The 14697-nt window shown below is 36.3% G+C and carries 14 protein-coding genes and 1 pseudogene; 11 read left to right on the forward strand and 4 right to left on the reverse strand.

The features are described 5' to 3' along the window. Positions 1-701 precede the first annotated feature (701 nt). On the reverse strand, positions 702-884 hold the full coding sequence (locus Q0L68_RS08490) for a helix-turn-helix domain-containing protein (protein ID WP_296701683.1): 183 nt from the start codon (positions 882-884) through the stop codon (positions 702-704). Between Q0L68_RS08490 and Q0L68_RS08495 the strand changes: the two are divergent. The 4 genes and pseudogenes from Q0L68_RS08495 to Q0L68_RS08510 form a co-directional block, all read left to right on the forward strand. Beyond that, positions 881-2192: pseudogene (locus Q0L68_RS08495) on the forward strand (aldehyde dehydrogenase family protein); the annotation flags it as partial. The gene Q0L68_RS08490 and the pseudogene Q0L68_RS08495 sit on opposite strands and share 4 nt — an antisense overlap. A 78-nt stretch (positions 2193-2270) precedes the next feature. Beyond that, the gene (locus tag Q0L68_RS08500) at positions 2271-2669 is read left to right on the forward strand and encodes a DUF779 domain-containing protein (RefSeq protein WP_296701685.1); all 399 of its coding nucleotides are present in this window, start codon (positions 2271-2273) and stop codon (positions 2667-2669) included. Positions 2670-2730: 61 nt separating this feature from the next. Next, positions 2731-3894, forward strand: coding sequence for a dipeptidase (locus Q0L68_RS08505; RefSeq protein WP_296701687.1), 1164 nt, complete (start codon positions 2731-2733; stop codon positions 3892-3894). Further along, a complete protein-coding gene (locus Q0L68_RS08510) occupies positions 3895-4617 on the forward strand; it encodes a VIT1/CCC1 transporter family protein (protein WP_296701689.1) in 723 nt (240 codons plus the stop codon). Between the two features lie 196 nt (positions 4618-4813). On the opposite strand, the gene Q0L68_RS08515 is transcribed toward Q0L68_RS08510, so the two are convergent. Continuing rightward, positions 4814-5929 carry a DUF4407 domain-containing protein gene (locus Q0L68_RS08515; protein ID WP_296701692.1) on the reverse strand — a complete coding sequence of 372 codons (1116 nt, stop codon included), beginning with the start codon at positions 5927-5929 and terminating at the stop codon, positions 4814-4816. 241 nt (positions 5930-6170) lie between these two features. Here Q0L68_RS08515 and Q0L68_RS08520 point away from each other — a divergent pair, with 241 nt between their 5' ends. The 5 genes from Q0L68_RS08520 (at position 6171) to typA (ending at position 10641) form a co-directional block, all read left to right on the forward strand. Next, complete coding sequence (locus Q0L68_RS08520) at positions 6171-6833, forward strand: GDSL-type esterase/lipase family protein (protein WP_296701694.1); 663 nt, start codon at positions 6171-6173, stop codon at positions 6831-6833. 120 nt (positions 6834-6953) lie between these two features. After that, entirely contained in the window at positions 6954-7301 is a 348-nt protein-coding gene (locus Q0L68_RS08525) for a PadR family transcriptional regulator (RefSeq protein WP_146920531.1), read from the forward strand. Positions 7302-7312: 11 nt separating this feature from the next. After that, positions 7313-7993 (forward strand): hypothetical protein, encoded by a 681-nt coding sequence (locus tag Q0L68_RS08530; RefSeq protein WP_296701700.1) that lies wholly within the window; start codon positions 7313-7315, stop codon positions 7991-7993. Then, positions 7990-8688 (forward strand): hypothetical protein, encoded by a 699-nt coding sequence (locus Q0L68_RS08535; RefSeq protein ID WP_296701702.1) that lies wholly within the window; start codon positions 7990-7992, stop codon positions 8686-8688. Before Q0L68_RS08530 ends, Q0L68_RS08535 begins: the two co-directional genes overlap by 4 nt. 147 nt (positions 8689-8835) lie before the next feature. Beyond that, complete coding sequence (gene typA, locus Q0L68_RS08540) at positions 8836-10641, forward strand: translational GTPase TypA (RefSeq protein ID WP_296701705.1); 1806 nt, start codon at positions 8836-8838, stop codon at positions 10639-10641. A gap of 58 nt (positions 10642-10699) precedes the next feature. On the opposite strand, the gene Q0L68_RS08545 is transcribed toward typA, so the two are convergent. Next, positions 10700-11686 carry an aldo/keto reductase gene (locus tag Q0L68_RS08545; RefSeq protein WP_296701707.1) on the reverse strand — a complete coding sequence of 329 codons (987 nt, stop codon included), beginning with the start codon at positions 11684-11686 and terminating at the stop codon, positions 10700-10702. A 158-nt stretch (positions 11687-11844) separates the two neighbouring features. Between Q0L68_RS08545 and Q0L68_RS08550 the strand changes: the two genes are divergently transcribed. After that, positions 11845-12237, forward strand: a complete 393-nt coding sequence (locus Q0L68_RS08550) for a Dabb family protein (RefSeq protein WP_296701709.1) — start codon at positions 11845-11847, stop codon at positions 12235-12237. A gap of 52 nt (positions 12238-12289) precedes the next feature. Then, positions 12290-13609, forward strand: a complete 1320-nt coding sequence (locus Q0L68_RS08555; protein ID WP_296701712.1) for a S41 family peptidase — start codon at positions 12290-12292, stop codon at positions 13607-13609. Here the strand turns inward: Q0L68_RS08555 and Q0L68_RS08560 are convergent. Continuing rightward, a partial coding sequence (locus Q0L68_RS08560) for a M1 family metallopeptidase (RefSeq protein WP_296701714.1) occupies positions 13606-14697 on the reverse strand: 1092 nt, incomplete at its 5' end. The genes Q0L68_RS08555 and Q0L68_RS08560 overlap by 4 nt on opposite strands.

Consider the following 14697-nt stretch of genomic DNA (forward strand, 5'->3'; position numbering starts at 1 on the left):
AACCAGTTTGGTATGAAGAACACAATAAAGCAGGCAATTAAGAAAAAGCTCCTTGTGATTTTTATCACTGGAGCTAGTAATAATTTGAACTATACTTGAATATAATTTATAGAAGAAATAATAGTGTTGTAATAAAGAGTAGGTTTTTGAAAATGGGTTAATTGAACAGAAAGTCATTCCGAATATTTGGAATGACTTTTTTTTTATACTTAGACTTATGAAAGGATCACTTTTGCAAAAATGAAGAGAGTTGATGATAAGATATTACTAGACTTTATTAAAATTAAAATCAATTCTCTACTTAAATCATTTTTGAGATCACTTCAGAAAAATCACCTCAATTTTTAAAAATCAAAATTTTCATAAAGCTTTACGTATTATTACCGCAGAAAAGCATTTTTTCTAAAAAATTAATTTAGTGATTATTTCAAACCAATTTTTCAATTTTTTTCATTTTTTTTCTAAAAAACACCAATTTTTTAAACCGGTTTTCTCCAATTCAACATTTTTATAAAATTAAAAAGGAATAAAAAAAGGGGCTTTTCGAAAAAAGCCCCTTGAGTGGGTCTATTGTCAATCGTCTAAAACCAAATAAAGTTTGGCAAAGATGCCAGTTGATTTGTTTTTATGACTTATATAATTTTCTAAACTTAATAAAAATGAATTAAAACACACAAAAACAATTAAAAATTTTATTAAAATTATTTTGTTGGAAATTCACCAGAAAGGGTTTGATAGACTTTCGGCGTAAGCCCAAACTCCTGTTTAAATGCCCTTATGAAATAAGTAATGTTTCTAAAGCCAGACATATAGCAAACTTCTTGAATCTGGTATTTACCCAATTGAAGATATTGCTTAGCCAATTTGAGTCTTTCATGTAGCACATGAAGCTTTTAAAACTTGGTCCAAAACTTCTCCTACGGAAAGAAGTAGAGTGCTAAATAAAATTGCGAACATTATAGAAGAGAATCTCGAGATGTTGGCAAGACTTGAAACTATCGATAATGGAAAAGCTTTAAGAGAATCAAGAGCTGCCGATTTGCCACTTTGCATAGATCACTTCAGATATTTTGCTGGAGTAATAAGAGCAGATGAAAGTACTATTTCAGAGCATGACGAAAATACAGTAAGTATTGCACTTCATGAACCTTTAGGTGTAGTTGCTCAAATCATCCCTTGGAATTTCCCAATATTAATGGCCACTTGGAAAATTGCGCCAGCACTTGCAGCCGGATGCTGTACCGTAGTTAAGCCTGCTGAACAAACTCCAACCAGCATCATGGTCTTAATGGAACTAATTGCTGATGTTGTGCCACCAGGAGTCATCAATGTAATTTCGGGTTTCGGAGTTGAAGCTGGAAAACCATTAGCCACATCAAAAAGAGTAGCAAAAGTTGCTTTCACCGGAGAAACTACTACAGGTAGATTAATCATGCAATATGCATCAGAGAACCTGATTCCTGTGACAATGGAACTCGGTGGAAAATCACCAAATATTTTTATGAAATCAGTAGCAGATGCTGATGATGAGTTCTTTGACAAAGCAGTAGAAGGAGCTGTAATGTTTGCTTTAAATCAAGGAGAAGTTTGTACTTGTCCATGAAGACATTTATGACAAATTCATGGAACGCGTAATTGAGCGAACTAAAGCGATTAAAATGGGACATCCTTTAGCTGAAGATACAATGATGGGTGCTCAAGCATCGAATGACCAATATGAGAAAATTCTTTCCTATTTGGACATTGGAAAACAAGAAGGCGCTGTAGCACTTTGTGGAGGTGAAAGCGCAGGACTTAACTCAGGACTGGAAACAGGATATTACGTCAAGCCTACTATTTTTAAAGGAAATAATAAAATGCGTGTATTTCAGGAGGAGATATTCGGACCTGTAACGTGTGTAACGACATTCAAAACAACTGAAGAGGCAATTGAAATAGCTAATGATACGATGTATGGTTTAGGAGCAGGTCTTTGGTCCAGAGATGCACACGAGCTTTACCAAGTTCCAAGAGCGATTCAGGCAGGAAGAGTTTGGGTAAACTGTTATCATGCTTATCCAGCACATGCACCTTTTGGAGGATATAAAAAATCCGGATTTGGGAGAGAGAATCATTTAATGATGCTAGATCATTACAGACAAACCAAAAACATGCTCATCTCCTACAGCAAGGAAAAATTAGGATTCTTTTAATTGTCAATTTAAAGAAACCAGTAAAGGCGGGGGAGATATCCTCTGCCTTTCTTTCCTTTACATTTAAACTTAAATTTTATGGATGCTATTAAAAGGGTACTAATTACCGATAAAGCCAAAGAAGTAATCGATACACTTCGAAAGCGTTTCGGATCTGAACTCATGTTTCATCAAAGTGGTGGATGCTGTGACGGCTCCTCTCCTATGTGTTTTGAAAAGGGAGATTTCAAAGTTGGAAGTCAAGACATTTGGTTAGGTGAAGTTTATGGCTGTGATTTTTTCATGAGTGCCGATCAGTTCGAATATTGGAAACATACTCAACTTACTTTGGATATTACACCCGGCAGAGGAAGTAGCTTTTCGATTGAGATACCGATGGGGATTCGTTTTATGATTCGGTCAAAACTTTTTACTGCGGAGGAACTTGAAAATTTAACACCCATTAAAACAGGAGAAGAAATTTTAGCGAAAAGCTAACCTCCTTAGAATTGCCCTTTCATTTCATTTTTCATTATCTTCAAAAGCCTAATCATTAGCTATGAAGAAATTATCAATTACGCTGGGAATAATTACGCTTATTTATTTTCTCGCAACTCTTTTCGTCCCTTCCTATATCGAAGAACAAAGAAACCCGGTAAAATTATCTCCGCCTTATACGGTTTCTTCTGAAGCACAAGAAGTTTATAATAGGTTAGATTTCATCTCTGATTTGCATTGTGATGCCTTACTTTGGGGGAGAGACTTAACTGCAAAAAGCGATATTGGAAGTGTGGATTTTCCAAGAATGAGAGAAGGCAATATTGCATTGGAAATGTTCACCATAGTTTCCAAATCCCCTTCTGGACAAAATATGCAAAGTAATAGTGCAGATGCTTTTGACAATATCACACCGTTAACCATCGCTCAAGGGGATGCCCCAAATCAGTGGTTTAGTTTAATCAATAGAACTTTGGGTCAAGCTGAAAGTCTTCATGAATTTATTGAAGAAGAGGATGGAAACGTAATTTTTGTTAAAGACAAAGAGAGCTTTGAATCACTGATTGAAGCAAGAAAAAACAATAAATCTATTGTAGGAGCTATGCTTGGGATTGAAGGAGCTCATGCTTTGGAAGGTTCTTTGGAAAATCTTGAAAAAGTATATGAGGCTGGGGTAAGAATGATAGGCCTGACACATTTTTTTGATAACGAACTCGGTGGTTCTGCACATGGTGAAAATGGAGCAGGATTGACTGACTTTGGAAAATCTGTAATCAATAAAATGAATGAGTTGAATATATTTATCGATTTGGCGCATTGCTCTCCCGCTATAATCGATGATGTATTAAATTTAACTGACAAACCTGTGATGGTTTCTCATATTGGAGTACGTGCCGTTTTAGATTCTCAAAGGAACCTTACTGATGAACAAATCCAAAGAATTGCTGCAAACGGAGGGATTATCGGTATCGCATTTTTTGGCATGGCAGTTGGTGAGCCTGAATTAGAAGGAATTATAGCTTCTATGAAGCATATCAGGGATTTGGTGGGGATAGAGTATATTGCTCTTGGTTCGGATTATGATGGAGCTGTAGCTGTTCCATTTGATATCACAGGACTCCCGATTATAGTGGAAGGCCTCCTAAATGAAGGTTTTACAGAGAATGAAATCAAAGCAATTATGGGAGAAAATGTAAAACAATTTTTCCAAAAAAACCTAAACTAAATGAATGAAGCAAATATTCACCAAGAGAGTAAGTATTTCAAGAAAATTCAAGAATACCTAGGAGAATTTGTATATGGAGGAATAGATGGCGCTGTTACCACTTTTGCTGTAGTCGCAGGAGGATTTGGTGCCGATTTAGACTCAGGAATTATTATTATTCTAGGTTTTGCAAATCTCCTAGCGGACGGTTTTTCAATGTCAGTCGGCGCTTTCTTGTCTGCAAAAAGTAATCAGGAGAATTACAAAAAACATGAAGCGATAGAATATTGGGAAATTGAAAATCTCCCTGATATTGAAAGAGAGGAAATAGTTGACATTTATAAAGCAAAAGGATTTAAGGGAGATTTATTAGAAAAAGTGGTGGACCAGATCACTTCCAATAAAGATCTTTGGGTTGCTGAAATGATGAAAGATGAACTCAATTTAATGGAAGAGACAAAAAGTCCCTTTAAAATTGGTTTAGCTACCTTCATATCATTTATCCTTGTAGGATTTATTCCTTTGTTAGTCTATCTATGGACTTTTTTTAATCCCTCATCTATCAATGTTTTTTTCTGGACCAGTATACTGACAGGCGTTGCTTTTGTCATTGTAGGTTGGTTGAAATCAAATGTTAATCAAACATCAAGTCTTAAAAGCATATCAGAAACTGTAGCCTTAGGCCTTTTAGCAGCTGTAGTAGCATTTTATGTCGGAGATATTTTAGAGAAATTTTTCGTTTAATCTCTATGAAAACCAATGACGATGTTTTCTTCGAATGGATCAAATCATTGAAAAGTGTAGGTGGGAAAATTCAAGGATAGGATATTTGGTATTTCATTATCGACAAATTAAGAATTTGTTTTTAAGGACAAACTTGATTCACTTACCAAGTTAGCGGGCTACCTTCCAAATCTATTCAACTATTATGTCTTATTTGTCAGATTTGATATTTGGATTCCATTTTCGCAATTTCTGACAAAGTTTGTGCTTTATTTTTTCGATTAGTCTTTTCCTTGTTTAAGTCAGTCGCATAGAAATGCGTTTCTTGAAAATAATCAACCCTCGCCTTAGATTCTCCTTTCGCTTTGGTCCACTTCTCACTCTTAAAGAGCCGAACTCTATCTTCATGCAGTTCAAGATATTCATCATAAGGTCCTCTGGGAGAAATAAGTTTTACAAAAATCGGTGCAGTTTCAATTGCAATAAACAACAACATGATAAATACATTTGCCAAAGCCATTGCTGAACTCTCTTCCGTTAAAACTGCTAAAGCATCCATCCTGGCCGCTAAACCATCAAATCCTTCAATGCCTGGTTGTTGTTTTTCAAACTCAATCTGTCTTAGGGCCATAAACTCCTGGATCTGAGCTTCCAAAGTATCTATTCTAACCTGATTTCTTATTCTTAAATCATTCAAAGCAACTTGTGAAGCATCCAATTGCTGTTCCTTTTTCTTAGCATTAGTTCCCAACCCTACTATGCCGCTAGTTCTGTCCGTTTTCTCTCCAAATCTCTCCGCATCATACTCACTTTGGAGTTGATCTCGATAATCCTCAGCTGTTTTTACTTCATTTTTAAGAATATCAATTCTCTCTTCCAATTCTTGAATCTCAGGAAACCCTTTTGCTAAATTTGCTTTGGACTGGGTAATAAATTCAGTGCGCTTCTCATCTATTTTACGATTGATTTCTCTTTCAAACATTTTAAGTTCTAAAGGTTTGGAAATCACCAAAGCCAATAAAACGGCAAGCACCAATCTTGGAATCGCCAATTTCCATTCTGACCAAGTGTTGTCACGCTTGCGCATACTGGACACAATAAATCGATCCAGATTAAAAATCATTAATCCCCAAAGCAAACCGAATAAAATAGAAGGCCAAATGGATTGAAAAACAGTATGCAATGCGTAGCCTGCTGCTATTGCCGCCAAAACTCCTGTAAAAAAGACAGTGGCACCTATACCTATGTATTTATTGGATTCCGTTGGAGATCTTTTCAACAAAGAAAAGTTAGCTCCACTGCAAAACCAGAAAAAACGAGTGAGTTGCTCCATGAAAAGGGTATTTGGAATGATTTGCATATATAACGCTAAAACTTCTCCAAAAATGTTGGTTTTCTAGATAGGGTTATAAAAATGTGACGAAATCATCAAGAGCAAGCTCCTTTGGCCAATTTTAATTAAAATTTTGTGACAGAAATAGAAGTGCTCAAAAACAAAGAATGTCCGAAGTGTACGACAATGAGCATATTATGGACGGTTTTGGGCATTCCCAAAAAGAGAATATCTTTAGTAAATGAAAAAGAAATTCGGATTAATCGGAGTACTATTTTCTCTTATAATAACTGCTTCAACAGTTCTTGCCCAAGAAAATAGATTTGATGATGAAGTTGCAACTATAAGTCACAAAATAGACAGCATAGGCTGGTCAAAGGGTAGTGTGGTATTTACTGGAAGCTCTAGTGTAAGAATGTGGAAAAATCTTCAAAATCAGTTCCCCGACATTCCGATCATTAACACCGGATTTGGGGGCTCTACCGCTAAAGATTTATCTGCCCAGCTTTTCCCTCTGGTTTTGCGACTCGAACCATCCACTGTTTTTATTTATGAGGGTGATAACGATGTAAATGGAGGAGAAACAGCAGCTGAAATAATGACCACTTTAGACGAAATTGTCTCCCGAATTCAAAAACAGCTTCCAAATACCACTGTCAATCTAATAGCAGCAAAACCAAGTCCATCGAGATGGGAGTTAAAAACTTCATATTTGGTTTTAAATGATCTAATGAGGCAATATTGTACAGCAAATGAAAATGTCAATTTTGTTAATGTCTGGGATATCATGCTGGATAAAACTGGTGTTCCAAGATCTGATATTTTTATAGAAGACAATCTGCACATGAATGAAAAGGGCTATGCTTTATGGAAGGAAGTTTTTACTCCTTTTTTAGAGAAGTAAGTGCTTTAATATAAATACAGGAAAGATTTCTGCAATTTTTGATAGAAAATCATATACCTAAATTTCTTATGTATATAATTTCATTATATATTTGTACTTCTTAGGTAATTAATCAGCGCAATGTCAAATAACAACCTGATCAAAGGCTCTCTGCAAACCATCATCTTGAAACTCCTGGAGGAGAATGAAAAAATGTATGGCTATGAAATCACGCAAAGGGTAAAGGAGTTGACAGCTGGAGAAATTAAAATCACCGAAGGAGCGCTTTACCCTGCACTTCACAAGCTGGAAGCTGAAGGCCTGCTTAGCACCGAAATTCAGCAAGTGGACAATCGCGTGAGAAAATACTACAGCCTAACTAAAGATGGTCAAAAGGAAGTCACCAGTAAGATGTCTGAGTTGCAAGGCTTCGTAGAAAACCTCCAGCGAATCCTGACTCCAGACCTTAAACCAGGTTTTAACATTTGATTTTTTTAATTATGAGAAAGCTATCAGAACAAGAACTTGATCAGGTAAAAAATGCGATTTCGTATAAGGAATTAACTTCTGCGGAAATCTTGATGGAAATATTTGATCATTATATTAGTCATTTAGAGGATTTTGAGGAAAGCGAATTCGAAGAGCAATTAGATGAGTTAGAGGATAAATTTACCTATGCGTATTGCCATGCCTTACAGGCAAAATTCTTAAAAGCTTCGAAAAAAGAGATTTTCAATCTTCAGTGGACTCTTTTTAAAACGTATTTCACTTGGCCTAGAATGCTGGGTACCGTTTTATTTTTATGCTCTTTTATTTTCTTCTGGAGCACTATTGAATCAAAAACCAAAGGGTTAATTTTAGTTATCCCATTAGTGATTGTGCTTGGCCTCAATGCCTGGATATGGGTTAAATCCTATAAAAAAGTTAGGGAGATTAAAAGAATTGTCAATGCAAAAAAAAGAATTGAATCATCTTATTTAAGCAACATCTTGGTTCAGTTTTCATTAATGACCTCATCATTTAACATGCTGATTTTAGTTCCAAAAATTCTAGATGTTCCCAATTTCCTTGACAGTGTTTTTTTCTTAGTAGCAAGTTTCAGTCTCTTCATTTTATACACAGGCTATACCTTGACACTTTTTGAAGCTTGGAGATTAAAGACTAAATCGGCATTGATATGATAACACTTACCCTATCTCAAATTGAAACCCTCAAAAAACTAATCTCCTCCAAAGGCTATCCAGAGATTGATTTGCAGTACGAGATCTTGGATCATGTGGCTTGCAAAATAGAAGTGCTTTTGGAGGAAAATCCGACTTTGTCGCTTGACGATGCTTTCCGTAAGGTCCACAGCGAATTCGGTATTTTTGGGTTTTCTGATTTGGGTGAGTCCTACAAATCAGCGATTCGAAAGCGGTACAGAAGATATTATCTAGATGAGTTTATCCAACTATTCAGTAGCTACAAAATCATATTTCCCGTTTTCTTCGGTCTTTTGATTTTTTGGTTGAGTGAAAATGATCAGATCATCGGACTGGACTGGAGTTTACCTATTTGGATGGTTGCTTTCTTCTTTGTCGGCGTTATTTATAGCCTAATCCGGTTTGGAAAAGATTATAATCGATATAAGGGTTACATCTCATTTACCAATTCTATTGAAGCCTATGCGATTTTAAATATACTCCTTCAACTAAACCTGCAAGTAATCCTTCGTTATGAAGAAAAAATTCTCACAGACCTATCACTTTCCAGTATTTTCTACTGGGTTTGTCTGGCGGGAACTTTTGTTAGTTTTTTCGCAATAATTATTACCCCTTTTGTACTGAAAAGGGCTATCGAAGACACCAAAAGGCTACAAGCCATCTATGAAGGGTAAGCTTATTTTGGAAATATGATTTCTAAATCACAAACTAGATGCAGATATTCATTTAAATGCATTTCAAACTTTTAACTTTATACTTCAGAATTTCATAACCTAATTCCCAAATATTATTCGTACTTTTGCGCCTTAATTAGGCAAACCATGCAGAATATTCGGAATATCGCAATCATCGCACACGTTGACCACGGCAAAACTACCTTGGTTGATAAAATCATACATGTTTCAAAAATCTTCAGAGAGAACCAACAATTTGATGACCTGATTTTAGATAACAATGATTTAGAACGTGAAAGAGGAATCACTATTCTATCCAAAAACGTTTCTGTCCGTTACAGAGACACTAAAATCAACATTATTGACACTCCTGGTCACGCCGATTTTGGTGGTGAAGTTGAACGTGTTTTGAAAATGGCTGATGGCGTTATTCTATTGGTGGATGCTTTTGAAGGGCCAATGCCGCAAACAAGATTCGTTCTTGGAAAAGCACTTGATCTGGGACTGACTCCTATTGTTGTGGTAAATAAGGTAGATAAAGAAAACTGTAGACCTGACGAAGTTCATGAAGCAGTTTTTGACTTGATGTTCAACCTAGACGCTACCGAAGAGCAGTTGGACTTTCAAACTCTTTACGGTTCTGCAAAACAAAATTGGATGGGGCCTGATTGGAAAAACCCAACTGATTCCATCATACCATTACTTGATGCGATTGTAGATCATATCCCAGCTCCTAAAATTGAAGAGGGATCTCTTCAGATGCAAATTACTTCATTGGACTACTCAAACTTTGTTGGCCGTATCGCAATCGGAAGAGTAAAAAGAGGAACCATCAAAGAAGGTGCACAAGTTACTCTTTGTAAGATTGGAGATGTTTTCAAAAAAGTAAAGATTAAAGAACTACATACGTTTGAAGGTTTAGGTAAAGCTAAGGTTTCAGAAGTTGTAGCCGGAGATATTTGTGCCGTAACAGGTATTGAAGATTTTGAGATCGGTGATACTATAGCAGCTGCAGAAAACCCTGAGCCACTAAAGAGAATTGCGATTGATGAGCCTACCATGAACATGCTCTTCACAATCAACAACTCTCCTTTCTTCGGTAAAGAAGGTAAGTTTGTCACTTCTCGTCACTTGAGAGATCGTTTGATGAAAGAGACTGAGAAAAACCTTGCTTTGAGAGTGGAATCAACTGATTCTGAAGATAAATTCTTGGTCTATGGACGTGGAATTCTTCACTTGTCAGTTTTGATCGAAACAATGAGAAGAGAAGGTTACGAACTTCAAGTTGGTCAACCTCAAGTAATTTACAGAGATATCGATGGGGTAAAACAAGAACCAATCGAAACTCTAGTAGTAGATGTTCCTGCTGAGTCTGCAGGCAAAGTAATCGAACTTGCCACTCAAAGAAAAGGGGAATTGTTAATTATGGAGCCAAAAGGAGATCTCCAGCATTTAGAGTTCAAAATCCCTTCAAGAGGTTTGATTGGTTTGAGAAACAATGTGCTGACAGCAACTCAAGGTGAGGCTATCATGAACCATAGATTTACTTCTTATGAGCCTTTCAAAGGAAATATTCCTGAGAGAAACACCGGTTCTATCATTTCTATGGAAGGTGGTCAATGTACTGCATATGCAATAGATAAGCTTCAGGACAGGGGGACATTCTTTGTTGATCCTGGAGCAGAGCTTTATGGAGGTCAGGTAATCGGAGCCCACAACAGAGAAAATGATATTGTGGTGAACGTACAAAAAGGCAAGAAATTGACAAATATGCGTGCTTCAGGTTCAGACGATAATACCAAGATTGCTCCAGCTGTAAAATTCTCTCTGGAAGAATCCATGGAATACATACAAAAAGATGAATATTTAGAAATTACTCCGAAAAGTATCCGTATGAGAAAGATTTTCTTGGATGAAGGAGAAAGAACTCGAATGGCAAAAAAAGAAGCTTAAAAACTTAATTTTCCTCATTACTTCATATCCCGTAAACCAGAATTTACGGGATATTTTTTTACCATAATTGATGCACTTCCTCCCTTATGTATTTATCATATACTTTTTTCGCTAGTTTCATTTGCTCCTTTGATAGTGGGTTCAAATCTGAAACCTGAATATTTGACTCAACCTGACTAAGATTAGATGCTCCTGGAATTACTGTACTCACTTCCGGAAACATTAATATCCATTTTAAGGCAAAAGCAGCCAGAGAAATACCTGAGTCTAGCTCCTTTTTTAATTTCTCAATAGCCCGGAATGCTATTTCAAGAGGAACTCCAGAAAAGGTTTCTCCTTTATCAAAAGCTTTCCCTTCCCTATTAAAATATCGATGGTCATCTTTGGAAAAAGTTGATTCCGGAGTGATTTTACCACTTAATAGTCCGCTTGCAAGTGGCACACGGACGATCACGCCTATATTATTCTTTGCAGTATTCCTAAAAAGTATTTCAGCAGGTTTCTGACGAAAAACATTGTAAATCACTTGAATTGATGATACTATTTCATATTTAATAGCACTCAATCCCTCTGTTATTTTCTCAACACTTACTCCCATTGCCGCAATCTTTCCCTCTTTTTGCAGATCTTCAAACAGCTTAAATATTTCATCTCTTTTGTAAACTGGCTCAGGTGGGCAATGTAATTGTATCAAATCCAACCTATCAAATCCTGTATTTCTTAAACTATCCTCCACATGCCGCCGGAGCTTTTCTACTGTATATGCCTCATTAATGTGCGGTTGAATCCTTCTCCCACATTTTGTTGCAACATAAATTTTCTCAGATCGCTCTCTCACTGCTTTCCCAACAGCTGCTTCACTGAGACCCGCATCATATACATCTGCCGTATCAACAAAATTGACACCTTTATCAAAAGCTGCATGTAAAAGTTTCTCAGCTATTTTTGGATCAAAAGGTTTTCCCCAGCCTCCCCCAATTTGCCAAGTTCCTAATCCAACTTCTGAAATTTCAAATCCTGTTTTTCCTAGTTTACGATAATTCATGGATCTTTATTTTTAAAGAATTGCTTGAAAAAAAAACAATAAGTCAAAGGGTAAATTCAAACAGTTATCTAAAAGCAATATAAATTTTTATCTTTAGAATCTTTGAGGATTCTATCACCTGTTTATAGGAAATTGAAGATTTTGATCCATCAAACTTTATGAATACTAGAAGACAATTCTTAAAATCAGTTGGCGTAGCAGGTGCTGCAGCCGTATTACCAATTAATTCAATCGCTAAAGAAATGGCAAAACAAAAAATGATCCATCAGGTCTATTTTTGGCTTCATGATGTAGCCAACACAGAGGAATTTTTAACAGAGGCTGTTCCCATGTTGGGTAGATGTAAAACTGTTGGCAAGTTTATAGCAGGTACACCGGCCGAAACTGCAGATAGAGATGTTGTAGATCACTCGTTTCAGGTTTCCTGTACCATTTTCTTTGATAGTTTAGAAGACCAAGACGTTTACCAATCTGACCCCCTACATTTAGAGTTTATTGAAAAGTATTCTCATATGTGGAAAACGGTAAAAGTTTACGATATCGCAATCTAACAAATCCTGATTACAATAATTTACGTATCTACAAAGCATTACAAAACCTAAGATGAGAAAACACTATCTATACCTGAGTTTGTTGCTTGTAGGGATTTGGTCCTGTAATAAAAAAGATGATCCCACACCAAATCCACAATCGGATGAAGTAAAGGACGCGATCTATTCTTCCATGGAAGAATGGTATTATTGGAATCAGGAACTTCCTACAAAACCAAATCCTAAAGATTTTTCAACAAACGAAGAATTTCTTGAAGCAATAAAATTCAAGCCATTAGATCGCTTTTCATACCTTACCACCCAAGAGGATTTTAACAATGCCTTTGTAGGAAGAAATGCAGGACATGGTTTTGGTTTTGCGTTCGATGCAAACGAAAGACTTTATCTAACCTTTGTTTTTGATCAATCTCCAGCTGGAAAAGACGGTTGGCAGCGTGGATGGGAAATAACGCAAATCAATGGCAAACCTATCACTGAATATAAAACTTCTACGGGAGGTTATGATTTCAAACTTGGAGGTCCTGACCCAGGAATCACAAATACCTTTACTTTCAAACTGCCTGATGAAACTACCACTACCCGATCCAATACTAAAGCGGAATATCAATCAAATTCTGTTTTACATAAATCTGTAATTGATCTATCAGGGAAAAAAGTTGGTTATTGGGTTTATAATAGCTTTAAAGCCACAGCAGGTCTTACTCCAACTAGAAGTAATGAGGTTCAGGAGTCTTTTGAATATTTTATAGCAGAAGATATTGATGATTTAATTATCGACTTAAGGTACAATGGAGGTGGTTCTGTTGCCGTTGCCGAGCAATTAGCTAATTACTTGATACAGTCAGCAAATCGAGTAAATATCATGTACACTAATAAGTTGAATTATCTTAAAACTAGCCTAGAGAAAGAAGTCAAATTCAATAAAATTGGAAATCTTAATTTGGATAGAATTGTTTTTATTACTTCCAGAGGGACAGCCTCAGCTTCTGAACTAGTAATAAATAGTTTGGATCCCTTTTTTGATTTAACCTTAATAGGCGATAATACATTTGGGAAACCGGTCGGATCATTCCCATTGTCAAGCTATACTCCCACTCTTAAAAATAATGATGTAGAATTAGTTCCTATCACTTTTGCACTAGCTAATTCTAAAGGAAAAGCTGATTATTTTGATGGATTCACAGCAGATTTTCTAGTAGGAGATACCCCACAGTTTAATTGGGGCTCGGAGAATGATTTAAGGCTATTATCTGCTTTACAATTTCTTGAAGGTGGAAGTATTAACAGCAGGATAATTAATTCCTATTATCGGCCTGAATGGGAAATGATTGACCAATTCAAAGGACTGCAACAAGAATTTCCTGCTTATTAAAATTTACTTTTTTTTAAGGTTGATTCCATTAACACCCATGAATCTGGATCCAAAATAATTTCCTTTGGTTCAAAATCGATAGGAAGAATAATTGTGTTTGATTCCTTATTCACTTGAATCGTTTCGATCAGAGGATCTTTTTGATCAGGTTTATAAATAGCTACTTGGATAGGCATTTCAAATAAACTTCCGTCCTGCTGAACCTGATCTAAAGTAATCCGCAATTCTTTGGTTTTCTGGCTATAACCCCAATCTCCCTTTATCACCAATTCCCCCGATTTATAAAGCCATTGATCGAAAAACCCTTCAAGGTTTTCTCCCGAAGCTTCTTCCATTTCTAATCTGAAATCTTTGGTTGTAGCATTAAGGTTTTGATATTTTGTATAATAAGACCTTATTCCTTTCCAGAAATTTTCTGTTCCGACTATGCCTCTAAGCATATGTAATATCCAAGATCCCTTTTGGTAAGTCTGGCCAGTAGTCACTTGGCTCATATCCTCTAGGTTATCATGAATAATTCTGTAGTCAGGATTTTTTTCATGAAAGGACATAACCCGCTCTTTACTGGATGCCATTTGTTTCATAAATGCATCATGACCATAAGCATGCTCGATAAATAATGAGGTGAAATAGGTGGCAAACCCCTCACTTAACCAGACATCATCCCAATCATATTCTGTGACTGAGTTACCAAACCATTGATGTGCGATTTCATGGATGACCACATTTCTCCATCGCTCATTTCTATCCCCAACTACTGAGTTTTCGCTATACAAAATAGCTGAAGCAGCTTCCATTCCACCACTGACACTATTGGATTGAATATTTGCTAATTTCTCATAGGAAAACGGCCCTATGTAGTCACTGTAAAACTCCAAGACTTTTTTGGTGGGCTCAGCAAAATCATAAAACCCTGCATCACGATCTTGACGATAAACCCAAGTTTGAATCGCTTTTCCTTCAAAATCATCTACCTGCTGAACAGCAAATTCAGCTACTCCCAAAACGTAAAGCCATGAGGCTATTGGAACAGATTGCTTCCAATGCGTCAACCTCGTTCCATTTCCCAAATCTGTTTCTTCAACTTT

It is taken from the genome of Algoriphagus sp. (genome assembly GCF_024642405.1).
Taxonomy (GTDB): Bacteria; Bacteroidota; Bacteroidia; order Cytophagales; family Cyclobacteriaceae; genus Algoriphagus.